Genomic DNA, 24,842 nt, shown 5'->3' on the forward strand with positions numbered 1-24,842 from the left:
TGCTCAGCCCTGCCCGACTTCCAGGTGGCACTGTGCCCAGTGCCACTGCGCCCGGCGCGTGGCCTCCCGCAGCCGCTGGGCCAGCACATGGCGAGCAGGCAGGCCGGGCAGATACTCGGCCATCTGGACGCCGCCGCGGCCCAGCTCCAGCAGCTCGATCTGCTCCGAGCTGTTGCCCGAGCACAGCATGATGCCCAGCGGCGCATCCTCGCCCGGCTCATGCTCATGCCGATCCAGCCAGCGCAGGTAGTGCTCCATCCGATCCTTGTCCTCGGCCGCGAATTCGCCCACCTTCAGCTCCACCGCCACCAGCCGCCGCAGCCTGCGGTGGTAGAACAGCAGGTCAAGCTGGAAATCCTGGTCATCCATCTGCATGTGCCTTTGCCGCGCCACCAGGCTGAAGCCCATGCCCGACTTCAGGAAAAAGGCCTCCATCTCGCGGATGACGGCCGCCTGCAGGTCACCCTCCTGCCAGGCATCGTGCAGCCCCAGGAAGTCGAGGATGTAGGGGTCTCGCATGAACAGCGCTGGCGACATGCGCTCGGTGGCTCGCTGCGTGGGCTCCTGCGCGACCAGCGTGTCCGCATCGAAGGACAGCACGGTGCGCTCGTACAGCCGGGAATCGATGCGGCTGCGCAGCGTGCGAGCGCTCCAGCGCTCAATGCTCGCCATGCTGGCGTAGTACTCGCGCTGCAGGGCGTCCTTGAGCGGAATCAGCGCGATGAAATGCGCCCAGCTCAACTGCCGCGTGGGCGAGATGACCAGGGGCTCATCAGGAAAGGTGGTGGAGAACTGCACCATGCGCCACAGGTTCTTTTCCGAGAAACTGCCGCCATAGCCCTGGACCAGATGCCCGGCCAGGGAGGGCAGGACCTTGTCGCTGCAGCCGGCCTGCCGCACCTCGGATTCGCAGTCATGGATGTGCTGGCCGATATGCCAGTACAGCAGGGTCATTTCGCTGTTGATGGTGGAAGCCACCCGAAGCCGCGCGGCCTCGATCAGGTCGCGGACATCACCCAGCAGGGTCTGCGCCGCCGCGATCGCGGGAGAAACGGATATCTTGCGAGTGGCCATGCGGTCGCCCCCTCCTGGTGGCGTGTTGTCTGTATGTGTGGTGTCGGCGGAATCGATCCGGCCCACTATTGCCATGCGGCCCCAGCACGTCAACGCCGCAACGGCATAACCAGACGATCTGGCCCTCGCAGACATCAAAAACCAGAACAGTCCTAGAAATCACACTTGCACGACAATGCTCGCCACATCGATGGACACGCGCTTCCCACAATGAAAACCACCAGCATCGAACCCTTCTTCGCCACACTCAAGGCCGCCAACCCCTCGCCCCAGACCGAGCTGGAATACACCAACGTGTTCGAGCTGCTGTCTGCCGTGCTGCTCTCGGCCCAGGCCACGGACGTGGGCGTGAACAAGGCCACGCGCAAGCTGTTTCCCGTGGCCAATACGCCCCAGGCCATCCTGGACCTGGGACTTGAAGGGCTGGAGGGATACATCAAGACCATCGGCCTGTACCGCAGCAAGGCCAAACACCTGATGCAGACCTGCCAGATCCTGGTCGAGCGCCACGGCGGCCAGGTGCCGCGCACGCGCGAGGAACTGGAAGCCCTGCCCGGCGTGGGCCGCAAGACCGCCAACGTGGTGCTCAACGTGGCCTTTGGCCAGCCCACCATGGCCGTGGACACGCACATCTTCCGCGTAGGCAACCGCACGGGCCTGGCGCCGGGCAAGACGCCGCTGGCCGTGGAAATGCAGCTCATGAAGCGCGTGCCGGCGGCCTACGCCGTGGACTCGCACCACTGGCTCATCCTGCTGGGCCGCTACGTCTGCCAGGCCCGCAAGCCGCGCTGCTGGGAGTGCGTGGTGGCGCCGTACTGCGACTACTCGCCCAAGACGCCTGCGCCGGCTGCGGGCAAGCGCTGAGCTTCAATCGGCCTTGAAGCCCGTGGCCGCCACGGCCTTGCCCCAGGTGACCGTGTCGGCGCGCATGATGCGGGCGAGCTCGTCGCCCGTGGTGCCCGTCACGCGGAAACCGGCCTCTTCCAGCCGGCTGCGGCTGTCGGGCTGCTGCAGGGCGCGCACGATGTCGGCCTGCAGCCTGGCCACGATCTCGGGCGGTGTCTTGGCGGGCGCGACCACGCCGAACCAGGAATTGAACTCCAGCGACGGATAGCCCTGCTCCCGGATGGTCGGCAGATCGGGCATGGACGGGGTGCGCGTGGCGCCCGTGCTGCCCAGGGCTGCGAGCTTGCCGGCCTTGACCTGGGGCGCGGCCAGGGCTGCCGTGGCAAAGACGGCCTGCACGTCGCCGCTGAACAGGCCGCCCAGGGCATCGTTGGTGTTCTTGTAGTGCACGGGCTCGGGCTTGAGCTGCACGGCGCTGCCGAACATGAAGGCGCCGAAGTGGCCGGGCGTGCCGGCGCCGAAGGTGGCGATGAACAGCTCCTTGCGCTGGCGCGCCCAGGCCACGAAATCGGGCACATTGCGGGCCGGCACTTTCTGCGGATTGACCAGCAGCACGAAGTCGGAGGTGACGACCTGGCTGACGGGCACAAAGTCCTTTTGCGGGTCGTAGGGCAGGCGCTGGTAGGTGTTGGGCGCAATGCTGAGCTGGCCGGTCTCGCCCAGCATCAGCGTGTAGCCGTCAGGCACGGCGCGTGCCGCCTCGCTGGCGGCGATGAGGCCGCCAGCGCCCGGCTTGTTGTCCACGACCACGCCCAGGTTGCCCCATTGCTCGGAGAGTTTCTGCGCGAGCAGGCGCGCCACGATGTCCGGCCCCGTTCCCGCAGGAAAGCCGACGAGCAGGCGCACGGGCTTGCTCGGAAAAGCAGGTTGGGCGCTGGCCGCGGCCCAGGGAGCCAGGCCGGTGGCCAGCACGGCGGCAAGAGTGCAGGCCACGGCGGCGCGGCGCGCCTTGGATGCAGGGTTGTTCATGTGTTGTGTCTCCTGTGTTGTAGGTATCGAAGCGGGGAAGGCCCCCTCAGAGCAGCTCGTGAAAGCGCATCTGCACGCGATCGGGATGGCGCGCGCCGGTGCCGAAGAACAGGCGCTCGTTGATCCAGGCCAGCGCACGGCTGGCCGTCTCCATGCGGGGCGCGCAGCGGAAGTAGATATGTGCAGGGTCCACGGGCTCGCCACGTGCCAGCTTGGCCATGTGCGCCGGGTCGCCGCTGCGCAGGGCCTGGTTGCAGACATAGATCAGGTCGCCGGCATCGGTCTCCAGCACATAGCGCGCGTCGAGTTCGGCCAGCCCGCCGTGCACGATGCGCTGGAAGTCCGCGCCTCCGGGCAGCACGCGCGCGCTCCAGCCGTCGCCCCGGGCCGTGCCGCCCAGGATGGGGATCAGCCGGCGCCCGCCGTGCGCCGTGGCACCGACCTCCTGCGGCGGGCCCACCTGCACGCTCAGGTCGGCGAAGAAGCGAAAGCGCGGATCGGGCAAGGCCGCAAGCTGCGGCACGTCATCTGGCATGGTTCTGGGGCTCCGGTGAATGGGATCGGGACCTAGCATAAGCACCATTGCCCGGGCAGGCCGTCATCCCGGAAGATGACAGCGCACTGCCCGCCCCTGCCATCCCTTGAGACACTGGACCTGCCCCTCCCCCGCCCTTGACGCCAGCGCCTTGCCCGGCCAGGCGTCCAGCCATGCGCTGGGCCAGATGGTGTCCAGCCTGGGTGGGCCGGGCTTCGCCCTGCAGGTGCTGCAGGCCATGAACGCGCTGCTGCCTGTCGCCTCCTGGTCGGTCTACCGCACGGGGCAGCGCAGCCGGCCGCAGCTGTTCCTGTCGGCCAGCAGCGAGGCGCGTGACACCACACGCGAGTGCTGGCGCGCCTATCTCTCAGGCCCCCATCTGCGCGACAGCACGTGGAAGCACGGCGGCACAGCGCCGGCACGCAGCACGGCGCTGTGCCACATCACGGCCCAGGAGGTGGAAGGCGAGCACCGCGCCCTGGTCTACGACGCGCACGGCATGGCCGAGCGCGTATCCATCGTCGAGCACCAGGACGACGGCGGTGTGTTTGCCGTCAACTTCTACCGCCACCAGCACCAGAGGGCGCTGGGCGATGCGCAGATCGGCTGCTTCGAGAGCATGGCGCCCGTGCTGCTGGCCCTGGCGCACAAGCACATCGCGCTGACGCAGGCGCAGCCTGCCGTGGCTGCGGCATCGGCGTCCCCAGCCCCCCAGCCCAGACAGCGCCAGACATTGCCCGCCCTGCGCATGCGCCTGCTGCAGGCACAGCCCGGCCTCACGCCGCGCGAACTCGATGTCTGCGCCCGGCTGCTGCAGGGCATGACGCACGAGGGCATTGCCTGCGACCTGTCCCTCAGCCTGCCCACCGTCAAGACCTACCGTAACCGGGCATTTGCACGGCTGGGCATCCACTTTCGCAGCGAGCTGTTCGCGCTGGCCATGGAGCCGCAGGGCTGAAGGGGCCGGGGCTCAGTCCAGCGAGGCGCCGGAGTCCTTCACAATGCGCGCCCACTTGGCGATGTCCTCGCGCAGCAAGGCCGCCATCCGGTCCGGTGACACGGGCTTGTCGGCCGGGCCGGCCAGCTCCACGCCGGAGGCTTCGAGCTTGCCGCGCAGATCGCCGGCCGCCAGCGCGCGGGCCATGCCGTCCTGCAACTGCGCCAGCACCGGCGCGGGCACGCCTTCAGGAGCAAACAGCCCTACCCACAGCGTGCCGTTGTAGCCGGGCACCGTTTCGCCAATGGTGGGTACATCAGGCAGCAGCGGCGATCGCGCCGCGCCGCTCACGGCCAGCGCGCGCAGCCGGCCGGCCTGGATATGGGGCAGCGTTGACGGCAGGCTGCCGAACAGCAGCGGTACCTGCCCGCCCAGCACATCGTTGAGCGCGGGCGCCACGCCCTTGTAGGGCACATGCTGCAGCTGGATGCCCGCCATGCTGTTGAGCATCTCGCCCAGCAGATGGTTGAGCGTGCCGTTGCCGGCCGAGGCATAGCGGAACTCGTCGGGCCGGCCCCGGGCCATGGCGATCAGCTCAGGCACGGATTTGGCCGCAAAGCCGGGATGGGCCAGCAGCACATTGGGCACGGAGCCGATCAGGCCGATGGGCCGGAAGTCCTTCACCGGATCGAAGCCCGGCTTGCGGTACAGCGCGGGGTTGATGGCCTGGCTGCTGCTGATGGTCATCAGCAGGGTATGCCCGTCGCGCGGCGCCTTGGCCACGGCCTGTGTGCCGATGTTGCCGCCCGCACCGGGCCGGTTCTCGACCACCACGCTGGCGCCCAGCACCTCGGCCAGCTTCTGGCTGACCAGCCGGCCCACGATGTCGTTGGTGCCGCCCGGCGTCTGCGGAACGATCATCACGATGGGCCGCGCGGGCCAGGCCTGGGCATGGCCCAGCAGGGGCAAGGCGAGTGCGGCGGCCAGCAGGCTTCGGCGGTGCAAAAGGCTCGACGGCAGGGGAAAGGAAGAATCCGGCATGGTCATGTCTCCATTTGTTCTTGTCGCAAGCCCGCATGGTTGCCCGTGCCGGGCCGGCGCACAATCGCGCATTTCCTGACCCGGCCTTCGGAATTGACAAAGCCTTGACCCCGCCCATGCCCTCTTCGCCCTTCATGCCCCTCATGCATTTCGACCTGACGGACCTGCGCCTGTTCGTGCATGCCGCCGAACTGGGCAGCCTCACGCGCGCCTCGCAAAGGCAGCACCTGTCCCTGGCCGCAGCCAGCCTGCGTATCAAGGCGCTGGAGGAGCAGGCGGGCATGCCCCTGCTGTACCGCGAGGCGCGCGGCGTGCGGCCCACGCCGGCCGGCGAAGCCTTCCTGCACCATGCGCGCGGCATGCTGCTGCAGTCCGAGCAGTTGCGCCACGACCTGCAGGAGTACGGCGCCGGCCTGCGCGGCCATGTGCGGGTGTTTGCCAACACCACGGCCGTGACCGACTTTCTTCCCGAGATCCTGCCCGCCTTTCTTGCCGACCACCCGCGCGTGAACGTGGACCTGCAGGAGCGGCCCAACGCCGAGATCGCGCGCGGCGTGCTCGACGGCCGGGCCGACCTGGGCATCGTGGCCGGCCAGGTGGACACGCTGGGCCTGCAGACCATCCACTTCAGCACCGACCGGCTGGTGCTGGCCACGCCGCGCGGCCACCGCTTTGCGCGGCGCAAGCGCATTGCGTTTGCCGAGACGCTGGACGAGGACGCCATCGGCATGCAGCAGGGCAGCACGCTGCAGACCTTTCTGGCGGGTGTGACCGAGCGCCTGGGCAAGCCCATGAAGCTGCGCATTCAGCTGTCCAGCTTCGACGCCATGTGCCGCATGATCGGCGCGGGCGTGGGAATCGGCATCGTTCCCGAGAGCGCCGCACGGCGCAACAGCGACAGCATGCGGCTGGCACTGATCGAGCTGACCGATGCCTGGAGCGTGCGCGAGCGCCGCATCCTCGTGCGCGATCAGGGCCGGCTGCCGCGCCATGCGCAGGCCCTGATCGAGGTGCTGCAGGCCTACTACGCCACGCCGGCAGGCTCCTGAGCCGCCTGCGCTCCCGGCTCCATCAGGCTGGACAGCGAACGCAGCTGCCCGCCCTGCGCATCGAAGTTGCCGGGCTCCAGCCAGCACTGGTAGGCCGCGCGCAGCGCCGGCCATTCGCTGTCGATGATGGAGAACCAGGCCGTGTCGCGGCTGCGGCCCTTGTAGACCACGGCCTGGCGGAACACCCCCTCGAACCGGAAGCCCAGGCGCGCCGCTGCGGCACGCGACGGCGCATTCAGGCTGTCGCACTTCCACTCGTAGCGGCGGTAGCCCAGCTCGTCGAAGGCGCGCTGCATCAGCAGGAACTGCGCCTCGGTGGCCGCACGCGTGCGCTTGAGCTGGCGCGAGTAGCAGACAAAGCCCACTTCCATCACGCCGCTGGCCGTGTCCACGCGCATCAGCGCCAGCGAGCCGATGGCACGGCCCGTGGCCAGGTCGATGACGGCGTGGTGCAGCGGGTCATCGCTGGCCTGGGCGGCCTCGGCAAAGCGCAGATAGGCCTGGGCATCCGCGAAGGGGCCTACCGACATGTAGGTCCAGTCGCTGGCGTCCGGCGCCTGGCTGAAGGCATCGAACAGATCGGCTGCATGGCGCGCGGCGGACAGCGGCTCCAGCCGGCAGTAGCGGCCTTGCATGGGCGTGCGCGGCGGGCGCTGGCGTGGGGTCCAGTTGGGAAGGTCGTGGCCTACGGGTTGGGAGTGGGCGTTGAGTGCGGGGGGCATGGGAGATTCCTGGTCAGGTCATTTGGCAGGGCCACGATATCGCCCGCGTGGCATCATTGAAAGCGCCATATCCTCCTTATTTCATGGTGCCACGCCGTCCATTGCATGCACGCTTCCGACCTGCTGACCAGTCCCTTGCAATCCGGCCCTGGAGCGGCTCCCCGCCAGCGCCAGCTGATCCAGCGCCTGAAGCAGGCCATCCTGGCTGGCCGGCTGCCGGCCGGTGACCGCCTGCCGGCCTCGCGCTCGCTGTCGGAGGATCTGGGAGTCTCGCGCAACACCGTGCTCATCGCCTACGAGCAACTGGCGGCCGAAGGCTATGTGGTCGCCGACCGGCAGGGCACGCGCGTGGCGGCTGTGTCCACCCATTCCATGGCAGCCGCCGAGGCCGCCGCCCCGCCCCCCTGCGCACCCCGCACGGCACGGCGCCTGGACCGCATCGCGCCCACACGCCACGCCTTGGACCGCAGCCTGCCCCTGACGCCGGGCACGCCCGCCCTGGACAGGTTCCCCCTGCCCGCCTGGCGCCGATCGCAGGACCGCGCATTGCGCCTTCCCGCCAGCGCCACGCTGGACTATGGCGACCCTGCGGGCGAGCCCGCACTGCGCCAGGCCATTGCGCAGCACCTGCGCATCTCGCGCGGCGTGCGCTGCGATGCCTCGCGCATCATCGTCACCGAAGGCGCCCAGGGTGCGCTGGACCTGTGCGTGCAACTGCTCACCAACCCGGGCGACCATGCCTGGCTGGAGGAGCCCGGCTACCGGGGCGCCAAGTCGGCCTTTGCGGGGGGAGACCTGTGCGTCAGCACACTGCGCGTGGATGCCGATGGCGCAGCCATCGCGCCCGGCCTGTGGGACAGCCATCCTCCACGGCTGATCCAGATCACGCCGTCGCACCAATATCCCACGGGCGCCGTGCTGTCGGTGGCGCGCCGGCTGGACCTGCTGGAGCGCGCGCGCCGCGCGGGGGCCTGGATCATCGAGGACGACTACGACAGCGAATTCCGCCACCAGGGCACGCCCATCGCCGCCATGCAGGGCCAGGTGCCGGATGCGCCCGTGCTCTACGTGGGCACCTTCAGCAAGACCATGTTCCCGGCACTGCGCCTGGGCTTTGTGGTGCTGCCGCAGGCCCTGGCCACCAGCGCGGCATCCGCCGTGCAGGAGATGCTGCGCGGCGGCCATCGACTGGAGCAGCTGGCCATGGCGGACTTCATGGAAAGCGGCCAGTTCTCGCGCCACCTGGGCCGCATGCGGCGCCTGTACCGCGAGCGCCAGGCGGCCCTGCGCGAGGCGCTGGCCACGCAACTGGGCGTGGAGCATGAGGTGCTGGGCGGCCACGGCGGCCTGCACCTGACGGTGCGGCTGCCGCCGGACCTGTCCGACCGTGCCATCGTGGAGCAGGCGCGGCGCGCCGGCATGAACCCGGGCGCCCTCTCGTCCTTCGCCCTGGCACCGCTGCCCCAGGACAACGGCCTGGTGATCGGCTATGGCAACACCGATGCCGCGCGCTTCGGCGCGCTGGTCAGGCGGCTGGGCAAGCTGGCGGCAGCTGCGTTACCGCGCTAGCCGCGGCGCGGCTCCAGCGGCTATGCCTCCTCCGAACGCGTGCTCACACCTGCCTGCGCAAAGCTGGCCATCTCGCCCAGCATGGCGCAGGCCGACACCAGCAGCGGCCAGGCCAGGGCCGCGCCCGAGCCTTCGCCCAGGCGCAGTTGCCAGTCCAGCAGCGGCTCGGCACCCAGGTGGGCCAGCATGCGCACATGGCCGGGCTCGCCCGAGCGGTGCGAGAAAACGCAGCGCTCCAGCACGGCCGGCTGCAGGCGGCTGGCCACCAGCACGGCGGCCGTGGTGATGAAGCCATCGACCACGATGACGCGCCGCTCGGCAGCGGCCTGCAGCACGGCGCCCACCATGGTGGCAACCTCGAAGCCGCCCATGGCCGCCAGCGCGTCCAGCGGTTCGGTGGCCTGCGCGTGCAGCTGCAGCACCTCCTGCAGCACCCCGATCTTGCGCGCCAGCCCGGCTGCATCCAGGCCGGTGCCCGCACCCGTGACCTCGGCCAGCGGTTCGCCGCACAGCCGCGCCAGCAGCAAGGATGCGCTGGAGGTATTGCCGATGCCCATCTCGCCCAGCAGCAGCGCATTGCCCGGCAACTGGCGCACCAGGGCCGCGCCGTTGCGCAGGGCCATGGCGCATTCGGTGGCCGTCATGGCCGGGCCCTGGCTGCAGTCGCGCGTGCCGTAGCCCAGCTTGCGGCGCCACAGGCGCGGCTGGCCGGGCTGGGGAAGCTTGTCGTCGGGGTCCTGCTCGCGCGCGGGAAAGTCGCGTGCCACGCCGCAGTCCACCACGTTCAGCGCCAGCCCATGCTGGCGCGCCAGCACGCTGACGGCGGCGCCGCCGGCCATGAAGTTCTCGACCATCTGCCAGGTCACATCCACCGGATAGGCCGACACGCCGCGCGCAGCCAGCCCATGGTCGGCCGCAAACACCAGCATCTGCGGCTGCTGCAGCACCGGCCTGTCCTGACCCAGGATGCAGGCAATGCGCAGCGCCAGCTGCTCCAGCCGCCCCAGCGCGCCCAAAGGCTTGGTCTTGTGGTCTATGGCGTGCTGCACGCGCTGGGTAAAGGCGGCATCGGCCAGCGAGGCGATGGCGGGCACGGCGGCCGCAGAGTCGGTAGTGGGGGTTCGCATGGAAAAAGGGATCGGCCCGGTAAGGCAGATGGCAAAAGCGCAAGTATCGCGCGCCGCGCAGGCCCGCAAGAATCCTGCAGACGCGGCTTGCAACAGCAGCAAACCTGCATTGCGCCCATGCAAGCAGCAACGGACCATTACCAAGCTGAACTGGAAAACCACAGTCCTGGCAAATAGTCAATTTCAATTTACCAAGTTTCAGTGATTTTGCAAAAATCCACAATTTCGCAGAATCGGTACCAATCCAGCCACCTTACCCATTACCTTGCCCTGGACCTGCGCAACATCAGGCCAAGTCACCTCGCACACCCGGACAGCCCTGGCAGCGCCGCCAAGTACCGCGCCCCTGCCGGAGGCCTAGCCGACAGGAGCCATCCGTCAAATGCCTTCCCCTCTTTTTGTCCGTCGGCCACTGCCCCCCACTTCGGCCGGTCCGGTGGCCCTTGCCACCACCGCCGTCCTCGCCCTGCTTGCCGGTCCTGCCGGGGCAGCAGACATCAGCCTCACGCCCCCCGCGGGTGGCGGCGTGATCATCTACTCCGCACCCAACACCCCGGCGCTGCGCGTACAGCCCACGGGAGAGGTGCAACTGCCCGGGCTGCCAGGCACACCCGCCACATCCACCAGCCACGTATGCCATGACGCCAGCGGCAGTCTGGGCCGTTGCGATCCCGCCTCCACGCAGGGCGCGCAAGGACCCAGGGGCGACGCAGGCCCTACCGGCGCTACAGGACCGGCAGGTGCTGCCGGCGCCACAGGCCCCGCCGGTGCCACCGGCCCGGCCGGCGCTACGGGAGCCACGGGCGCTACCGGCCCTGCCGGTGCCACCGGACCTGCCGGCACTACAGGCGCGGCAGGCGCGCCAGGTAGCCCGGGAGCGGTCGGCGCGGCGGGCACCGATGGCCGGGAATCCCTGATGGTGACCCAGGTAGAAGCTGCTGGCGCCACCTGTGCCACTGGCGGTCAGCGCATCACCCAGGGCCTGGATACCAACCGCAACGGCGTACTGGATGCAGCAGAGATCACCAGCACCAGCTATGTATGCAACGGCCTCCAAGGCTCGGTGGGCCCGCAGGGTCCCATGGGACCGACGGGCATGGGTGGTGTCACAGGTCTGGCCGAAGTGCGCCACGGCTGCGTTGCACCCGATCCGGGCGACGCCACCAAGGCCGTTATCCGCAGTGGTGAAGGCTATGCAGCAGCACGCAATGGCGCGAGCGGCCCCTTCACGATCGCCTTCAACCCCGCCGTAGCCCCGGGCAGCTACACCCTGCTGCTGGACAGTCGCACCAACAAGGGCCGGGCCGTGGCCATCGCGGCAACGGGGGACCCGTTCGCCGGCATCGTTCTGACCCCCGGCTGGGTGGACCCTGAACAGGAGACGCTGGACCGCATCTGCTTCATGCTCGCCCGCTGATACAGCCTTTGTGCACAGACCCACAGGATTTCGCCATGCCCCTGCCTTCCACTCCCTTCCTGCGCAAAACCGCCCTCGCGCTGGCCTTCGCCTTTTCCACCCCCCTCATTCCGACGGCCCATGCCGCGCCTGAAGCCTACATAGGAGAGCTCTTTCTGTTCAGCGGCAGCTTCTGCCCCAGCAACACGGCTCCAGCGGCGGGTCAGACCCTTCCCATCAACCAGAACGTCGCCTTGTTTTCGATACTTGGCACGACGTATGGCGGCAATGGCGTCAACACCTTCCAGCTTCCCGACCTGCGCGGACGCGTTCCCATCGGCACAGGCGGCGCCCCCGGACTTTCCTCCTTCGTCTTGGGAGAGGCCGGCGGCAGAGAACAGCTGACACTCACACCGTCCCAGTTGCCCGCGCACACGCATACCGTCTCGAACATGCCCGCCAGCACCCAAGGGGCAACCCATTCCACGCCGGGCCCAAACAGGATGCTGGCTCAAGCCCAGAACGCAGGCATCTACCGGGAGGGCGGTACAGCCGATACCTCGCTGAGCAGTACCACGTCGGTCGGAGTCACAGGGAACAACCAACCTGTTCCCATACGCGATCCATTCCTGAGCATGCAATGGTGCATTGTCCTGAACGGGATTTTTCCTCCCCGGGACTGAAGGCTTGGCCGAAAGACAGCGCCCAGGCGTCACCACACTCCCCGGCGCTGAAGCCCTGGCCGTTCTGAGACAATCGCTGCCACACGTGTCTCCCCAGCCCCCCACCCCCTCCATGACGGTTTCCTTCTCGGCCATTCAGCCCGGTCTCAAGCTTGCGGACCAGGTTGCCCGGCAGCTGGAGGCGCGCATCCGCGCCGGCAACCTGCAGCCGGGGCAGAAGCTGCCGACCGAGGCCGAGCTCGTGCAGCAGCTCGAGGTCAGCCGGACCGTCGTGCGCGAGGCGGTGTCCCAGCTCAAGTCGCGCAACCTGGTGGAATCGCGCCAGGGCAGCGGCGTGTTCGTGAAGGCGGCAGGCATAGAGCCACTGGACTTCGAAGGCCTGCCGGCGGCTGGCAGGAATGCGCTGATCCAGATCACCGAGGTGCGCCGCGCACTGGAGACCGAGGTGGCCGAACTCGCGGCGCGGCGGCGCAGCGAAGAGGATATGCAGCGCATCCACGATGCGGAGAGCGCCCTGGCCGAGGCCGTGCGGCTGGGCCGTGACGGCGTGGAGGAAGACATGGCGTTTCACCGTGCCATCGCCCAGGCTTCGGGCAATCCCTTCCTGATCAGCACGCTGGACTACCTGTCGCAGTTCCTGCGCGGCGCCATGCGCATCACGCGCGCCAACGAGGCGCGGCGCGAGGACTTCGGCAAGGCCGTGGAACGCGAGCACCACAGCATCGTGCTGGCCATCGAGGCCGGCGACCCCAAGGCCGCGCGCAAGGCCGCCGCCACGCACATGGGCAACGCCATAGACCGCATCCACCGCGCCGACGCCAGCTTCTGGGAGCAGGACGGCGAACGCCTGGCCCGCGACATCCTGGCCGCCAAGCCCTGAACCTCCGAAACCACCCCTTGGCGCATGGCCAAGGGTTTTCACCTTGTTTGGATTTTTGCGCAAAATTTGTATGATGACCTGATGACAATATCAGTCACATTTCTTTTTGCACCCCGCACACCCGGCCTTTGCCTGGGCGTTCACCCATGAGCGACGAATCCCGCATCCGCGAGCAGATCTGCGCGACCGGCGCCAGCCTCTACCAGCGGGGCTACACCGTCGGCGCTGCCGGCAACATCAGCGCGCGCCTGCATGACGGCTGGCTGATCACCCCCACCGACGCCTGCCTGGGCCGGCTCGACCCGGCAGAGCTGTCCAAGGTCGATGCCGGCGGGCATTGGGTCAGCGGCGCCAAGCCTTCCAAGACCCTGGTCCTGCATCGGGGCATCTACGGCAATGACGGCGAGGCGTGTGCCGTCATCCACACGCATTCCACCCATCTCGTGGCGCTGACGCTGTCCGGCGTCTGGCGCGAGGACGAGGTGCTGCCGCCCATCACCCCCTACCAGGTCATGAAGGTGGGCCGCATCCCGCTGATCCGCTACCGCCGGCCCGGCGATCCGCAGGCCGCCGCCGAGGTGGCCGCGCTGGCCGGCCAGGTGCGCGGCGCCCTGTTCGAGCGCCTGGGCCCCGTGGTCTGGGAACGCTCGGTGGAGCAGGCCAGCCATGTGCTGGAAGAGCTGGAGGAAACCGCAAGGCTCTGGCTCATGACCCATCCCCGGCCGCAGCCCCTGGACGCGGCCGCCATCGACGAGCTGCGCACCACCTTCGGGGCGCGCTACTGATTTGCACAGCGGCTCCCACGGCCGCATTCCACCACCCAGCCCATCCACAGCCGCGCAGCCGCCAGGCGGCGCACCAAGCGGCGCATCAAGCGGCGAATCAAGCGGCGAACCCAAGGGAGACTTGAAATGACGACAACGGATATCGCATCCGGCCAGGCCGGGGCCCACCCTGCCCAGGCCGACTCTCCGGAGACGGCGCGCGCCTACGCCAAGGTGTTCTGGCGCCTCGTGCCGTTCCTGATGCTGTGCTATGTGATCGCCTACCTGGACCGCGTGAACGTGGGCTTTGCCAAGCTGCAGATGTCCCAGGACCTGGGCTTCAGCGAGACCGTGTTCGGCCTGGGCGCAGGCGTGTTCTTCATCGGCTACTTCCTCTTCGAGGTGCCCAGCAACCTGCTCATGCACCGCCTGGGCGCGCGCGTCTGGATCGCCCGCATCATGATCACCTGGGGCATTCTGTCGGCCATGTTCATGTATGTGGAAACGCCCACGGGCTTCTACATCCTGCGCTTTCTGCTGGGCTTGGCCGAGGCGGGCTTCTACCCCGGCGTGATCCTGTACCTGACCTACTGGTACCCGGCCCACCGGCGCGCCAAGATCGTGGCGCTGTTCATGTCGGCCATCCCCGTGGCCGGCATCTTCGGCAACCCGCTGTCGGGCTGGATCATGCAGGCCTTCCACGACGACCATGGCCTGCACGGCTGGCAGTGGATGTTCCTGATCGAGGCCATCCCCGCCCTGGCGATCGGCGTGGTGACCATCTTCTATCTGGACAACGGCATCTCCAGCGCCAAGTGGCTGACGGCCTCCGAAAAGCAGCTGCTGGCGCGCGAGATCGAGCTGGACCAGCAGCACTCAGGTGCCCAGAAGCATTCGCTCAAGGCCGTTTTCGCCGACCGCCGCGTCTGGTGGATGTGCCTGATCTACTTCGCCTTCGTCGCCGGCCAGTACGGGCTGACCTTCTGGATGCCCACGCTGATCAAGTCCACGGGCGTCACGGGCGCGCTGAACATCGGCCTGCTCAGTGCCATCCCCTTCCTGTGCGCCATCGTGGTGATGAACCTCATGGGCCACAGCGCCGACAGGCGCCGCGAGCGCCGCTGGCACCTGATCGTGCCCGCGCTGATGGGCGCCGTGGGCTTTGCGATGACGGCCTTCTTCGCCGACAACACCGTTCTTTCCCTGATCTTCCTGTCGCTGGCCGCAGCCGGCGTGCTGACCTGCGCGCCGCTGTTCTGGTCGCTGCCCACGGCCTTCCTGTCGGGCACGGCGGCGGCGGCGGGCATTGCCATCGTCAACTCGGTCGGCAACCTCGCGGGCTTCGCCAGCCCTTACATGATCGGCTACCTCAAGGACCTGACCCAGTCCACGCAGGCCGGCATGTTCGTGCTGGCGGGGGTGCTCGTGGTGGGCGCCCTCGCGGTCTGGCTCACCCCCGCAAAGATGGTCAACCGCTGACCGGCCCTTCTTCCCATCCTTCAAGCCCAAGCCCCAAGACACATGAAAGTACTGATCACCGGCGGCGCCGGATTCCTGGGCCAGCGCCTGGCCCGCAAGCTGCTCGAACAGGGTGCGCTGACGCTGGCCGGCAACCGCTGGCCCATCCACCAGATCGACCTGCTCGACGTGGTGGCCACCCACGCCATTGACGACACGCGCGTGCGCTCCCTGGTGGGCGATATCGCCGACCCGCAGGTGCTGCGCGGCGCCATAGACCAGGACACGGCCGTGATCTTCCATCTGGCCGCCGTGGTCAGCGGCCAGGCCGAGGCCGACTTCGACCTGGGCATGCGCATCAACCTCGATGCCTCGCGCGCCCTGCTGGAGACCTGCCGCGCCGTGGGCCACATGCCGCGCGTGGTCTTCACCAGCTCGGTGGCCGTCTACGGGGGCGACCTGCCCGACACCGTGCTGGACGGCACGGCCCTGAACCCGCAGTCCTCCTACGGCACGCAAAAAGCCATTGCCGAGCTGCTGCTGGCCGACTACACGCGGCGCGGCTTTGTCGACGGCCGCGTGCTGCGCCTGCCCACCATCAGCGTGCGCCCTGGCCGGCCCAATGCGGCCGCCTCGTCGTTTGCCAGCGGCATCATCCGCGAGCCCCTCAACGGCGAAGCGGCCAACTGCCCCGTGGGTGCCACCACGCGCCTGTGGCTGCTGTCCCCGCGCCGCGCCGTCGAGGCCCTGGTCGCAGGCTGCGAACTCGATGCCAGCGCCGTCGCCGACCGACGCCCCATCAACCTGCCTGGCGTGTCCGTCAGCGCGGGCGACATGGTGCGCGCGCTGCGCGAAGTGGCTGGCGACGAAGTGGCCAACCGCGTGAGCTGGCAGCCCGACGACAAGGTCGAGCGCATCGTCGGCAGCTGGCCCGGCCGCTGGGATACCACGCGCGCCGACCGGCTGGGCCTGCGCGGCGACGAGAACTTTGCGGCCATCGTGCGCGCCTACATCGCCGATGACCTGACACCCCGACGCCAGCCATGAACCACACCACCGCCACACCCCGCGCCGTCGGCGTGATCGGCCTGGGCGCCATGGGCGCCGGCATGGCGCAAAGCTTGCGCCGCGCCGGGCACCACGTGCATGTCCACGACATCCGCCCCGAGGCCGCAGCCGCCTTTGCCGCCGAAGGTGGCACGGCCTGCGCCACGCTGGCCGACATGGCCGCCGCTTGCCGCATCATCGTCAGCGTGGTCGTCAACGCCCGGCAGACCGAGGCCGTGCTGTTCGGCGAAGGCGGCATCGCCCCCGCGCTGCAGCCCGGCTCCGTCTTCGTCATGTGCTCCACCGTGGACCCCAACTGGTCCGTGGCGCTGGAGGCCAGGCTGCAGGCGCAGGGCGTGCACTACATCGACGCGCCCATCTCGGGCGGCGCGGCCAAGGCAGCGTCCGGGCAGATGACCATGATGACGGCCGCCCGCCCCGAAGCCTATGCCGCCTGCGAAGGCGTGCTCGACGCCATGGCCGCCAAGGTCTACCGCCTGGGCGACAGCGCGGGCGCGGGCAGCAAGGTGAAGATCATCAACCAGCTGCTGGCCGGCGTGCACATTGCCGCAGCGGCCGAGGCCATGGCCCTGGGCCTGCGCGAAGGCGTCGATGCCGCCGCGCTCTACGAGGTCATCACCCACAGCGCCGGCAACAGCTGGATGTTCGAGAACCGCATGGCCCACGTGCTGGCCGGCGACTACACCCCGCTGTCGGCCGTGGACATCTTCGTCAAGGACCTGGGCCTGGTGCTGGACACCGCGCGCCACAGCAAATTCCCGCTGCCCCTGGCCTCCACGGCCCACCAGATGTTCATGCAGGCATCCACCGCCGGCCATGGCCGCGAGGACGACAGCGCCGTCATCAAGATCTTCCCGGGCATCACCCTGCCTCCGGCTCCATCGGAATCCCCATGACCCTTCTTCTGGGCTGCATAGCCGACGACTTCACGGGCGCCACCGATCTGGCGAACAACCTGGTGCGCGCAGGCATGCGCGTGGTGCAAAGCATTGGCGTACCCGCCGGCCCGGTGGACGAGGGCGTGGACGCCGTCGTGGTCGCGCTCAAGTCGCGCACCATCGCGCCGGCCGACGCCGTCGCCCAGTCGCTGCAGGCACTGCAGTGGCTGCGGGGCCAGGGCCCCGATGGCCGGGCTCCGCAGATCTACTTCAAATACTGCTCCACCTTCGACAGCACGCCGCAGGGCAACATCGGCCCCGTGGCCGAGGCCCTGATGGACGCGCTGGGCTGCGGATTCACCATTGCCACGCCGGCCTTCCCCGACAACCAGCGCACCGTCTTCAAGGGCCACCTGTTCGTGGGCGATGTGCTGCTCAGCGAAAGCGGTATGCGCAACCACCCTCTCACGCCCATGACCGATGCCAACCTGGTGCGCGTGCTGCAGGCGCAGACACGGCGCAAGGTGGGGCTGATCGACCATGTGGCCGTCGCGCAGGGCGAAGCCGCCATCCGCGCGCGCATCGCCGCACTCCAGGCCGAGGGCGTGGGCATGGCCGTGGTCGATGCCGTCTCCAACGACGACCTGCTGCGCCTGGGCCCGGCGCTGGCCGGCATGCCGCTTGTCACGGCCGGCTCGGGCGTGGCCATCGGCCTGCCCGCGAACTTCGGCATACAGCCCTCGGCCCAGGCCGCTGCCCTGCCCACCGCCACCGGCCTGCAGGCGGTCGTCTCGGGCAGTTGCTCGGTGGCCACCAATGCGCAGGTGGCGCACTTCATCGCCTCGGGGCGCCCTGCCCTGGCGCTGGAGCCGCTGCGCATCGCCGCCGGCGAGGACGAAGCCGGCAAGGCCCTGGCCTGGGCCTGCCAGCACATCGCCAGCGGCCCGGTGCTGATCTACTCCACGGCCGAATCCGCGGCCGTCAAGGCCGTGCAGGGCCGCCTGGGCGTGGAGCAGGCCGGCGCACTGGTCGAACAGACCATCGCCGCCATCGCCCGGGGGCTGGTCGAGATGGGCGTGCGCCAGCTCGTCGTGGCCGGCGGAGAAACCTCGGGCGCCTGCGTGCAGGCGCTGGGCATCGAGCAGATGCGCATAGGGCCGCAGATCGACCCTGGCGTACCCTGGTGCCATGCCGCCTCGCCCCTGGCGCCGCAGGGGCTGCACCTCACGCTCAAGTCCGGCAACTTCGGCACCACGGACTTCTTCACCAAGGCCTTCGGTGCGTTGCAGCGCGCCTGATGCCACACTCAGCCTCCGTTTTCAGGAAAGCCTTCATGCCCCGTTTCGCCGCCAACCTGTCCATGCTCTACAACGACCTGGATTTTCTTGACCGCTTCGAGGCCGCCGCGCGCGACGGCTTCCAGGCCGTCGAATACCTGTTCCCCTACGACTTCGCCCCCGAGCAACTGGCCCGGCGACTGCAGGACAACGGCCTGCAGCAGGTGCTGTTCAACGCCCCGCCCGGCGACTGGAACGCGGGCGAGCGCGGCCTGGCCTGCATCCCCGGGCGCGAGGCGGAATTTGCCCAGGGCATGGAACGCGCCATTGCCTATGCCCGCGCGCTGGGCTGCCCGCGCATCCACGTCATGGCCGGCCTCAAGCCCGAAGGCGCCAGCGACGATGCCCTGCGCGCCACCTACATCGCCAACGTGCGCCACGCCGCACGGCTGGCCGCGCCCCACGGCATCGCCATCCTGTTGGAGCCCATCAACGGCCGGGACATGCCCGGCTTCTTCCTGAGCCGCCAGGACCAGGCCCATGCGCTGCTGGCCGACATTGCCGAGCCCAATGTCCAGGTCCAGATGGACCTCTACCACTGCCAGATCGTCGAGGGAGACCTCGCCATGAAGATCCGCCAGTACCTGCCCACGGGCCGCGTGGGCCACCTGCAGATCGCAGGCGTGCCCGAACGCCACGAACCCGACGTGGGAGAGGTCAACTACCCCTACCTGTTTCGCCTGCTGGACCAGCTGGGCTACGACGGCTGGATAGGCTGCGAATACCGCCCCGCGCGCGGCGCGGCCGCGCACGCTACCAGCGAGGGGCTGGGGTGGATGAAGGAGTGGCTGTAGCTGTAGCGCCTGCTGCGGCAGCCCGTCATCCGCCAGGCACGGGAGGACGGGGCGGATAGCTGTCCTGCCTATCCGCCGCCTGCGTTCAGGAATACTCCAGATCGCTGTGCTTGCTGGTCACCAGCCGGCCGGCCGACAGCGACATCATCAGCAGCGCAATCGCCTCATGCATGATCAGCGTGTGCGTGTTGCCGGTCTCCACCATCTTGCTGCGCAACGACTCGCGCACGTGGGGGGAGCCGGTCACGTCGATGATGATGTCCACCGCTGCATCCACCAGATCCATGAACCGTGTGGTGACCGGCACGCCACGCGCGCGCGCCAGCACGATGCCGGGCTGGTCCAGGTCCAGGTCGGCCACCCCGAGCAACTGCACGAAGGGCGCGTCCAGCAACTGCTGCAGCAAGGGAGTGCCGGTCTGCCCCGCACCAATGACCACGATCCGGAAGGCTTGCATGGGTTGAATCCTTTTCCATATGGGAAGTACGGCGCCATCATAGAAATGCCTTGCCGGTGCGCGCCGGTCCGGGGCGGGTGGAATGGGTTTGTATGACCCAGGTCAAATCCGGTGGACAGGGGCGTGGTGGCGGGCCAGGTCTCTGCGGTCGAGGTTCGATACCGGCTGCCTGCAGCACGGACCACACCACAGGCTGCTGACGCGGGAGCCTGCATTCGCCCACAAAAAAACCCGCCGGCTTCGTGGCCCGGCGGGTTTTCTCAGGTGAACAACAGCGCTGTTATTGCCTTACAGGAACCTGCTCCGTGTACTCGCGCAGCACGCCGCCGCCTTCGACGGAGCCGCTGACCTGGCCGTCCTTGACGCGCTCCACGCAGGAGCGGCGGTCGCCTTCGTTCTTGAAGACATCGCAGCGGGCCACGGCATTGCGCTGGAAGTTGTCGCCCGACTGGACGCCGCCTCGGCGCGATTGCTCCTGGACGGCGGCGGCCTCGTGCTGGGCAGGGTCGCGGCGGTCATAGCCGCGCTTGGCGGGCCCCTTGTGCTCGGCGTGCTTCTTGTGGTGGTGATGGGGCTTGGCCTTTTCCGCGGCGGGGGGCGGAGGCGGCGTGCCATCAGGCCCGGGGCCGGGCTGGGCGGTGGCCAGGCCGGCCATGCCCAGGACGGCAGCGCCAATACACAGCTGCAGGGGACGGATCCATGGATTCTTCATAGCTTCACTCCATTCCTCGTGAAAAAGTCAAGGCCCAAGCATGCGTGTTTTCCAGCTCCCCATTTATCGGTACAGCACGGCTGCGCATGCAGTCCATGGCCTACATGTTGCCGCGCAACGCGCAAGCGGTGGCCGACCTGGGTCAAGCCTGGGTGGCAAACCAGCGCTGAACGCCTTCGGCCATGCGCGCGAAGACGCTGTCCAGCGTGGGCACCTCGGCGCCCCACAGGGCGCGAAGCACCTCGGCGTTCTCGAACAGGCCGTGCCAGTAGCAGCCGGCGATGCGGCCATCGGGGCTGTGCCACAGCAGGCCGGGCACGGGCTCGGCCACGGCACTGCCAGCGGCCACCATGTCGGGGCGCACGCTGGTCTGGCCATGGTGGATTTCATAGACCCGGGCCTGCACGCCGGACAGCGCCGCCAAAGCCCCTGGCAGCGGCGGCAGCTGCACGCTGGCGGGCAGCACGGTCTTGTCGGGCGCGAACAGGGTCGTCAGCGGCAGCAGGCCCAGGCCGGCTGCGTTGCCGTCCACGCCGTGCAGGTCGATCAGCGCCTCGCCCAGCATTTGCAGGCCGCCGCAGATGCCCAGCACCTGCCGGCCTGCCGCCGCATGGGCGGCGACGGCAGCATCCAGGCCCTGGGACCGCATCCAGGCCAGATCGGCAGCCGTGGCCTTGGAGCCCGGCAGGATGATCCAGTCCGCGCCGGCCAGCTGGGCCGGCGTGCGCGCCCAGGCCACGCGCAGGCCCGGCACCTGCAGCAGGGGCTGGAATTCGTCGAGGTTGCTGATGCGCGGGTAGGCGACGATGGCGATGGTGGTGTGCACGGCGCGCCCCGCCCCTCCTCCAGAGCCACGGTCGTCAAAGACGCCATCTTCCTCCGGCAGGCCATGCTGGAACTGCATGGGGATGGTGGCCACGGTGGGCACGCCGGTGCGCTCCTGCAGCATCTGCGGGGCGGGCGCCAGCAGGCTGGCGTCGCCCCGGAACTTGTTGAGCACAAAGCCGCGGATCAGCGCCTGTTCTTCCGGCGGCAGCAGGGCCCAGGTGCCGTAGAGGTGGGCAAAGGCGCCGCCCCGGTCTATGTCGGACACCAGCAGGCAATGCGCGCCGCAGTGGCGCGCCACGCGCATGTTGACCACGTCGCTGGCATGCAGGTTGATTTCTGCGGGGGAGCCGGCGCCTTCGATGACGACCACATCGTTGTCGGCGCGCAGGCTGTACAGCGCCTCGGCGATCTGCGGCCAGACACGGGCGCTGCGGCCGCGCCAGGGCAAGGCCGAGAGTTCCTCGCTGACCCGGCCCAGCAGCACGACCTGGCTGCGCATGTCTGCCTCGGGCTTGAGCAGCAGCGGGTTCATGCGCACATCGGGCGCGCAGCCTGCGGCCAGGGCCTGCAGGTACTGTGCCGTGCCGATCTCACCCCAGGCACCGCCCGGCGCGGAGACCACCCGCGCGTTGTTGCTCATGTTCTGCGCCTTGAAGGGCGCCACCTTGTAGCCCTGCGCGCGGTACCAGGCGCACAGCGCGGTGGCCACCCAGCTCTTGCCGGCGCCGCTGCTGGTGCCCAGCACCATCACGCACAGCGCGGGGCGCTGGCCGGGGGTGGGCAGGGGCAGATTCACGGCGGCGGGTTCATTCGATTGCATGGTGTTTCTCCATTGGCTGCCAGGCGGCCAGCAAGGCGTTCTGGGATGCAGGCGCCAGCACGCCCATGCGCACGCAGCCGGGCAGGCCGAAGCTGTCGCAGTCGCGCAGCTTGATGCCCTGCGCGCGCAGCTGGGCCAGACGCGTCTGCATGGCATCGCCCTGCTGGGCTTGCGGCCAGCGCGCCACAAAGTAATTGGCCTGCGAGCCGGGCAGTACCTGCCAGCCCAGGCGCTGCACCAGATCGAGCTGCTGCGCCTTCCAATCGCGCAGCCGTTGCAGGCTTTGCGCCAGCCATTGCCGGGTGGCCGGTGCGGTCCAGGCCGTGAGCATGGCCTCGCCATGGGCGCCCACGGGCCAGGATGGCGACAGGGCGCGCAAGGCCTCGATCTGGTCGTGCGGCACGGCTTCGGGCGCAATGGCGTAGGCCGCGCGCACGCCGGTCATGCCCAGGGCCTTGTTGGGGGTCCACATCTGCCAGGCATCGCGCACCTGGGAGGGCACGGCGGGCTCCATGCCCGGCTCCAGCCTGAGGGGGGCATAGGCGCAGTCGATCACGCGCCAGGTGCCGGGCGGTGCGGGCTCGCTCCACAGGGGCCAGACGTCCTCGGGCTGGCCCAGCGGGCTCGATGGTGCGCAGGCCCAGTGCAGGCCGGGGCCGGCCTCGGTGATGCCGTCGCGCGCGGCCAGGGGCAGGCGCCAGACCTGGGCCGCGTGGGCGTAGTCGCCGTAATGGTGTGCCGGCAGGCTGGCGACGGCCACGCCCTCGCGCACCGCATGCATGCTGATGCGGTGGATGAAATCGCTGGCGCTGGCCGCGATGACGATGCGCCCGGCCGGCACACCATGAAAATCCGCCAGCCGTGCGCGCAACGCCGTGTAGTGCGGGTCCGGGTACTGGGCCGCGTGTGCCTGGGACAGCGCATCCAGCGCTTGCGGGCAGGGTCCGCAGGCATTGCGGTTGGTGGAGAAATCGTGCGCGGGCACGCCCAGCGCGTCCGTGCCGCCGTGGGTGACTGGGATCGGTTTCATGGTGTCTTTCCTGCCATCGCCCATCCAAGGACCAGGGCGGCGGCCAGCCCTGCAGCCACCAGCATGGCGACCACGCGGCCCGCATGCGCCACAGCCTGCTGCAGCTCGGCCGCCTGAGGCACGCGGCCTGCGGGGTTGAGCACATAGACGCCGGGCTTGCCCAGGCGCACGCCCAGCAGCCTTGCCATGGCGCCCATGGGCCAGCCGCCGTTGGGCGACGGGGTGATGCGCGCGTCCTGGCGCAGCGCACCCCAGCCCGGCCGCCGGCCAGCGGCCAGGCCGGACAAGGCCAGCAGCAAGGCGGTCAGGCGCGCCGGTATCCAGTTGAGCAGGTCATCGGCACGCGCCGTCCATTTGCCGGCCCATTGCCAGTGGCGCCGGTCATCGCCCTGCCCGCGCCAGCCCGGGTAGCCCCACATGGCATCGGCCGTATTGGCAAAGCGGTAGAGGGCCGCGCCCGGCAGGCCGGCCACGGCAAACCAGAACAGCGGCGCCAGCACGGAGTCGCTGAGGTTCTCGGCCAGGGTTTCGATGGCGCTTTCGCGCACCTGGCCTGCGTCCAGCTGCGCCGTGTCCCGGCTGACCAGCCAGGTAAGCCGCTCGCGGCCTGCAGGCAGGGATTGCTGCAGTGCGGCTTCCACGGCCAGCACCTCGTCGCGCAGCATGCGCCAGGACAAAAGCGGCTTGAGCAGCACGCCCAGCACCAGGGCGCCCAGCCACCAGGGCATGGGCGGCAGCAGCCACTGGATGAACGCGTAGATGGTGAAGAACAGCAGCGCCAGCAGGCACCAGGCGACGGCGCCCAGCGCAAAGCGTGGCCAGTCGCGCACATGTTCTTCGCGGGGGGCAATTCTTCGCCCAACCGGACCCAGCAGCCGGCCCATGGCGACCACGGGGTGCATCCACACGGGCGGCTCGCCCCAGAGCCGGTCGATCAGCAAGGCCACGGGAACGGCCAGCGCGGCGGCCAGGGCGTGGCGCGCCCAGGGTTCGGCTTGGACCTGGGCCTGCGGCTGCGACAGCGCCTGCCAGCACCACCACAGCGGGCTGAGCGCGGCGCCCAGCAGTTGCCAGGAAGGGCTGTCGCTCATGCCTGCGGCTGCGGACCGGCGGCGCGCTGGCCCCAGAAGTCGTCGTAGAGCATGTCCTGCAGCGGTGCGCGGCTGGCCCACTTTTGCTGCTGCAGCATGGGCTCGGCATAGTAGGCCGACACGGGGCCCAGGCACAGCACGGCCAGCGGCCGGCTGCCCACGGGCATTTGCAGCAGCGCGGCCAGCACCTCGGGATCGAACAGCGAGACCCAGCCCAGCCCCAGCCCCTCGGCACGCGCGGCCAGCCACAGGTTCTGGATGGCGCAGGCGGCCGAGGCCACGTCCATCTCGGGCAGGGTGCGGCGACCGAAGACATGGGCCTCGCGCCCTGGCGGCATGGCCACGACCAGCACCTCGGCCGCATCCAGCACGCCCTGGACCTTGAGCTGCATGAAGTCTTCCTCGCGCTCGCCCAGCGCACGCGCGGTCTGCAGGCGCTCCTGCTCGACCACGGCGTGTATGCCCTGGCGCAACTGCGCATCGCGCACGCGGATGAAGCGCCAGGGCTGCATGAAGCCGACGCTGGGCGCATGGTGGGCGGCGCGCAGCAGGCGCAGCAGAACATCGGGCGCGACCTCGCCTCCGCAGAAGTGGCGCATGTCGCGCCGCTCATGGATGGCTCGGTAGACGGCTGCCCGCTCGGCCTCGGCAAAGGGTTGGGCGGGAATGGTCTCTGGCGCCCGGGATTGCGTTTCGCTGCTCATGCCGCCATTGTCC

The 24,842-nt window shown here is 69.2% G+C and carries 26 protein-coding genes; 14 read left to right on the forward strand and 12 right to left on the reverse strand.

All coding sequences use genetic code 11. The annotated features are described in order from the left end of the window. Positions 1-3: 3 nt before the first annotated feature. On the reverse strand, positions 4-1,074 hold the full coding sequence (locus tag HFGMBDPB_RS18930; RefSeq protein WP_016445246.1) for a PDDEXK nuclease domain-containing protein: 1,071 nt from the start codon (positions 1,072-1,074) through the stop codon (positions 4-6). 210 nt (positions 1,075-1,284) lie between these two features. On the opposite strand from HFGMBDPB_RS18930, the gene nth reads away from it, so the two are divergent. After that, positions 1,285-1,938 (forward strand): endonuclease III, encoded by a 654-nt coding sequence (gene nth / locus HFGMBDPB_RS18935; protein ID WP_017406542.1) that lies wholly within the window; start codon positions 1,285-1,287, stop codon positions 1,936-1,938. A 3-nt stretch (positions 1,939-1,941) separates the two neighbouring features. Here nth and HFGMBDPB_RS18940 read toward each other — a convergent pair whose 3' ends face one another. Together HFGMBDPB_RS18940 and HFGMBDPB_RS18945 are read right to left on the reverse strand one after the other, a co-directional pair. Next, positions 1,942-2,949 carry a Bug family tripartite tricarboxylate transporter substrate binding protein gene (locus tag HFGMBDPB_RS18940; protein ID WP_212646007.1) on the reverse strand — a complete coding sequence of 336 codons (1,008 nt, stop codon included), beginning with the start codon at positions 2,947-2,949 and terminating at the stop codon, positions 1,942-1,944. A 46-nt stretch (positions 2,950-2,995) separates the two neighbouring features. Continuing rightward, complete coding sequence (locus HFGMBDPB_RS18945) at positions 2,996-3,484, reverse strand: DUF3237 domain-containing protein (protein ID WP_016453040.1); 489 nt, start codon at positions 3,482-3,484, stop codon at positions 2,996-2,998. A 187-nt stretch (positions 3,485-3,671) separates the two neighbouring features. On the opposite strand from HFGMBDPB_RS18945, the gene HFGMBDPB_RS18950 reads away from it, so the two are divergent. Next, positions 3,672-4,442: a helix-turn-helix transcriptional regulator gene (locus tag HFGMBDPB_RS18950; protein ID WP_016445242.1), complete on the forward strand. Its 771-nt coding sequence runs from the start codon at positions 3,672-3,674 to the stop codon at positions 4,440-4,442. A gap of 12 nt (positions 4,443-4,454) precedes the next feature. Here the strand turns inward: HFGMBDPB_RS18950 and HFGMBDPB_RS18955 are convergent, their stop codons facing one another. Then, positions 4,455-5,462 carry a tripartite tricarboxylate transporter substrate binding protein gene (locus tag HFGMBDPB_RS18955; protein ID WP_212646008.1) on the reverse strand — a complete coding sequence of 336 codons (1,008 nt, stop codon included), beginning with the start codon at positions 5,460-5,462 and terminating at the stop codon, positions 4,455-4,457. Positions 5,463-5,605: 143 nt separating this feature from the next. Here HFGMBDPB_RS18955 and HFGMBDPB_RS18960 point away from each other — a divergent pair, with 143 nt between their 5' ends. Further along, positions 5,606-6,511: a LysR family transcriptional regulator gene (locus HFGMBDPB_RS18960; protein ID WP_174538880.1), complete on the forward strand. Its 906-nt coding sequence runs from the start codon at positions 5,606-5,608 to the stop codon at positions 6,509-6,511. On the opposite strand, the gene HFGMBDPB_RS18965 is transcribed toward HFGMBDPB_RS18960, so the two are convergent. Next, positions 6,487-7,233, reverse strand: coding sequence for a GNAT family N-acetyltransferase (locus HFGMBDPB_RS18965; RefSeq protein WP_212646009.1), 747 nt, complete (start codon positions 7,231-7,233; stop codon positions 6,487-6,489). The two genes, HFGMBDPB_RS18960 and HFGMBDPB_RS18965, sit on opposite strands and share 25 nt — an antisense overlap. A gap of 105 nt (positions 7,234-7,338) precedes the next feature. Between HFGMBDPB_RS18965 and pdxR the strand changes: the two genes are divergently transcribed. Further along, positions 7,339-8,802, forward strand: coding sequence for a MocR-like pyridoxine biosynthesis transcription factor PdxR (gene pdxR, locus HFGMBDPB_RS18970; protein WP_212646010.1), 1,464 nt, complete (start codon positions 7,339-7,341; stop codon positions 8,800-8,802). Positions 8,803-8,822: 20 nt separating this feature from the next. Here pdxR and cobT read toward each other — a convergent pair whose 3' ends face one another. After that, positions 8,823-9,929 (reverse strand): nicotinate-nucleotide--dimethylbenzimidazole phosphoribosyltransferase, encoded by a 1,107-nt coding sequence (gene cobT / locus HFGMBDPB_RS18975; RefSeq protein ID WP_212646011.1) that lies wholly within the window; start codon positions 9,927-9,929, stop codon positions 8,823-8,825. Here cobT and HFGMBDPB_RS18980 point away from each other — a divergent pair. From HFGMBDPB_RS18980 to otnI, 10 genes are all read left to right on the forward strand, one after another. Then, the gene (locus HFGMBDPB_RS18980; RefSeq protein ID WP_126311811.1) at positions 9,928-10,134 is read left to right on the forward strand and encodes a hypothetical protein; all 207 of its coding nucleotides are present in this window, start codon (positions 9,928-9,930) and stop codon (positions 10,132-10,134) included. The genes cobT and HFGMBDPB_RS18980 overlap by 2 nt on opposite strands. 177 nt (positions 10,135-10,311) lie before the next feature. Continuing rightward, on the forward strand, positions 10,312-11,346 hold the full coding sequence (locus HFGMBDPB_RS29940) for a DUF7151 family protein (protein WP_283248053.1): 1,035 nt from the start codon (positions 10,312-10,314) through the stop codon (positions 11,344-11,346). Between the two features lie 35 nt (positions 11,347-11,381). Next, positions 11,382-12,008 carry a phage tail protein gene (locus tag HFGMBDPB_RS18995; protein WP_126311812.1) on the forward strand — a complete coding sequence of 209 codons (627 nt, stop codon included), beginning with the start codon at positions 11,382-11,384 and terminating at the stop codon, positions 12,006-12,008. A gap of 112 nt (positions 12,009-12,120) precedes the next feature. Then, on the forward strand, positions 12,121-12,888 hold the full coding sequence (locus tag HFGMBDPB_RS19000; RefSeq protein WP_016445234.1) for a FadR/GntR family transcriptional regulator: 768 nt from the start codon (positions 12,121-12,123) through the stop codon (positions 12,886-12,888). 146 nt (positions 12,889-13,034) lie between these two features. Further along, entirely contained in the window at positions 13,035-13,673 is a 639-nt protein-coding gene (gene otnC, locus HFGMBDPB_RS19005) for a 3-oxo-tetronate 4-phosphate decarboxylase (RefSeq protein ID WP_016445233.1), read from the forward strand. Between the two features lie 126 nt (positions 13,674-13,799). Continuing rightward, complete coding sequence (locus HFGMBDPB_RS19010) at positions 13,800-15,131, forward strand: MFS transporter (protein WP_212646012.1); 1,332 nt, start codon at positions 13,800-13,802, stop codon at positions 15,129-15,131. A gap of 42 nt (positions 15,132-15,173) precedes the next feature. After that, positions 15,174-16,157, forward strand: a complete 984-nt coding sequence (gene denD / locus HFGMBDPB_RS19015; protein WP_212646013.1) for a D-erythronate dehydrogenase — start codon at positions 15,174-15,176, stop codon at positions 16,155-16,157. Next, positions 16,154-17,074 carry an L-threonate dehydrogenase gene (ltnD, locus tag HFGMBDPB_RS19020; protein ID WP_212646014.1) on the forward strand — a complete coding sequence of 307 codons (921 nt, stop codon included), beginning with the start codon at positions 16,154-16,156 and terminating at the stop codon, positions 17,072-17,074. Before denD ends, ltnD begins: the two co-directional genes overlap by 4 nt. Continuing rightward, on the forward strand, positions 17,071-18,354 hold the full coding sequence (gene otnK / locus HFGMBDPB_RS19025; RefSeq protein WP_212646015.1) for a 3-oxo-tetronate kinase: 1,284 nt from the start codon (positions 17,071-17,073) through the stop codon (positions 18,352-18,354). Before ltnD ends, otnK begins: the two co-directional genes overlap by 4 nt. A gap of 35 nt (positions 18,355-18,389) precedes the next feature. Next, positions 18,390-19,187, forward strand: coding sequence for a 2-oxo-tetronate isomerase (gene otnI / locus HFGMBDPB_RS19030; RefSeq protein WP_212646016.1), 798 nt, complete (start codon positions 18,390-18,392; stop codon positions 19,185-19,187). An 85-nt stretch (positions 19,188-19,272) separates the two neighbouring features. On the opposite strand, the gene HFGMBDPB_RS19035 is transcribed toward otnI, so the two are convergent. From HFGMBDPB_RS19035 to bluB, 6 genes are all read right to left on the reverse strand, one after another. Beyond that, positions 19,273-19,644 (reverse strand): oxidoreductase, encoded by a 372-nt coding sequence (locus HFGMBDPB_RS19035; protein ID WP_212646017.1) that lies wholly within the window; start codon positions 19,642-19,644, stop codon positions 19,273-19,275. A gap of 280 nt (positions 19,645-19,924) precedes the next feature. After that, a complete protein-coding gene (locus tag HFGMBDPB_RS19040) occupies positions 19,925-20,356 on the reverse strand; it encodes a hypothetical protein (RefSeq protein ID WP_016445226.1) in 432 nt (143 codons plus the stop codon). A gap of 142 nt (positions 20,357-20,498) precedes the next feature. Next, positions 20,499-22,004, reverse strand: coding sequence for a cobyric acid synthase (locus HFGMBDPB_RS19045; protein ID WP_212646018.1), 1,506 nt, complete (start codon positions 22,002-22,004; stop codon positions 20,499-20,501). Continuing rightward, complete coding sequence (locus HFGMBDPB_RS19050; RefSeq protein ID WP_212646019.1) at positions 21,991-23,034, reverse strand: aminotransferase class I/II-fold pyridoxal phosphate-dependent enzyme; 1,044 nt, start codon at positions 23,032-23,034, stop codon at positions 21,991-21,993. The genes HFGMBDPB_RS19045 and HFGMBDPB_RS19050 overlap by 14 nt, the downstream gene beginning before the upstream one ends. Beyond that, positions 23,031-24,125: an adenosylcobinamide-phosphate synthase CbiB gene (gene cbiB, locus HFGMBDPB_RS19055; RefSeq protein WP_212646020.1), complete on the reverse strand. Its 1,095-nt coding sequence runs from the start codon at positions 24,123-24,125 to the stop codon at positions 23,031-23,033. Before cbiB ends, HFGMBDPB_RS19050 begins: the two co-directional genes overlap by 4 nt. Next, a complete protein-coding gene (bluB, locus tag HFGMBDPB_RS19060; protein WP_212646021.1) occupies positions 24,122-24,829 on the reverse strand; it encodes a 5,6-dimethylbenzimidazole synthase in 708 nt (235 codons plus the stop codon). The genes cbiB and bluB overlap by 4 nt, the downstream gene beginning before the upstream one ends. Positions 24,830-24,842: the final 13 nt, after the last annotated feature.

The organism is Delftia sp. PE138, from assembly GCF_018320755.1.
Taxonomy (GTDB): Bacteria; Pseudomonadota; Gammaproteobacteria; order Burkholderiales; family Burkholderiaceae_C; genus Comamonas; species Comamonas tsuruhatensis.

Excerpts from the sequence above, each read along its gene's own strand:
- otnK (WP_212646015.1), top strand. The coding sequence starts at position 17,071 with ATGACCCTTCTTCTGGGCTGCATAGCCGACGACTTCACGGGCGCCACC.
- HFGMBDPB_RS19045 (WP_212646018.1), bottom strand. The coding sequence starts at position 22,004 with ATGCAATCGAATGAACCCGCCGCCGTGAATCTGCCCCTGCCCACCCCC.
- HFGMBDPB_RS19000 (WP_016445234.1), top strand. The coding sequence starts at position 12,121 with ATGACGGTTTCCTTCTCGGCCATTCAGCCCGGTCTCAAGCTTGCGGAC.
- otnC (WP_016445233.1), top strand. The coding sequence starts at position 13,035 with ATGAGCGACGAATCCCGCATCCGCGAGCAGATCTGCGCGACCGGCGCC.
- HFGMBDPB_RS18940 (WP_212646007.1), bottom strand. The coding sequence starts at position 2,949 with ATGAACAACCCTGCATCCAAGGCGCGCCGCGCCGCCGTGGCCTGCACT.
- HFGMBDPB_RS18980 (WP_126311811.1), top strand. The coding sequence starts at position 9,928 with ATGGAAAAAGGGATCGGCCCGGTAAGGCAGATGGCAAAAGCGCAAGTA.
- HFGMBDPB_RS18955 (WP_212646008.1), bottom strand. The coding sequence starts at position 5,462 with ATGCCGGATTCTTCCTTTCCCCTGCCGTCGAGCCTTTTGCACCGCCGA.
- nth (WP_017406542.1), top strand. The coding sequence starts at position 1,285 with ATGAAAACCACCAGCATCGAACCCTTCTTCGCCACACTCAAGGCCGCC.
- HFGMBDPB_RS29940 (WP_283248053.1), top strand. The coding sequence starts at position 10,312 with ATGCCTTCCCCTCTTTTTGTCCGTCGGCCACTGCCCCCCACTTCGGCC.
- HFGMBDPB_RS18960 (WP_174538880.1), top strand. The coding sequence starts at position 5,606 with ATGCATTTCGACCTGACGGACCTGCGCCTGTTCGTGCATGCCGCCGAA.
- HFGMBDPB_RS18945 (WP_016453040.1), bottom strand. The coding sequence starts at position 3,484 with ATGCCAGATGACGTGCCGCAGCTTGCGGCCTTGCCCGATCCGCGCTTT.
- HFGMBDPB_RS19040 (WP_016445226.1), bottom strand. The coding sequence starts at position 20,356 with ATGAAGAATCCATGGATCCGTCCCCTGCAGCTGTGTATTGGCGCTGCC.
- HFGMBDPB_RS19050 (WP_212646019.1), bottom strand. The coding sequence starts at position 23,034 with ATGAAACCGATCCCAGTCACCCACGGCGGCACGGACGCGCTGGGCGTG.
- cobT (WP_212646011.1), bottom strand. The coding sequence starts at position 9,929 with ATGCGAACCCCCACTACCGACTCTGCGGCCGCCGTGCCCGCCATCGCC.
- ltnD (WP_212646014.1), top strand. The coding sequence starts at position 16,154 with ATGAACCACACCACCGCCACACCCCGCGCCGTCGGCGTGATCGGCCTG.
- HFGMBDPB_RS18930 (WP_016445246.1), bottom strand. The coding sequence starts at position 1,074 with ATGGCCACTCGCAAGATATCCGTTTCTCCCGCGATCGCGGCGGCGCAG.
- HFGMBDPB_RS19035 (WP_212646017.1), bottom strand. The coding sequence starts at position 19,644 with ATGCAAGCCTTCCGGATCGTGGTCATTGGTGCGGGGCAGACCGGCACT.
- HFGMBDPB_RS19010 (WP_212646012.1), top strand. The coding sequence starts at position 13,800 with ATGACGACAACGGATATCGCATCCGGCCAGGCCGGGGCCCACCCTGCC.
- HFGMBDPB_RS18995 (WP_126311812.1), top strand. The coding sequence starts at position 11,382 with ATGCCCCTGCCTTCCACTCCCTTCCTGCGCAAAACCGCCCTCGCGCTG.
- HFGMBDPB_RS18965 (WP_212646009.1), bottom strand. The coding sequence starts at position 7,233 with ATGCCCCCCGCACTCAACGCCCACTCCCAACCCGTAGGCCACGACCTT.
- denD (WP_212646013.1), top strand. The coding sequence starts at position 15,174 with ATGAAAGTACTGATCACCGGCGGCGCCGGATTCCTGGGCCAGCGCCTG.
- HFGMBDPB_RS18950 (WP_016445242.1), top strand. The coding sequence starts at position 3,672 with ATGGTGTCCAGCCTGGGTGGGCCGGGCTTCGCCCTGCAGGTGCTGCAG.
- cbiB (WP_212646020.1), bottom strand. The coding sequence starts at position 24,125 with ATGAGCGACAGCCCTTCCTGGCAACTGCTGGGCGCCGCGCTCAGCCCG.
- otnI (WP_212646016.1), top strand. The coding sequence starts at position 18,390 with ATGCCCCGTTTCGCCGCCAACCTGTCCATGCTCTACAACGACCTGGAT.
- pdxR (WP_212646010.1), top strand. The coding sequence starts at position 7,339 with ATGCACGCTTCCGACCTGCTGACCAGTCCCTTGCAATCCGGCCCTGGA.
- bluB (WP_212646021.1), bottom strand. The coding sequence starts at position 24,829 with ATGAGCAGCGAAACGCAATCCCGGGCGCCAGAGACCATTCCCGCCCAA.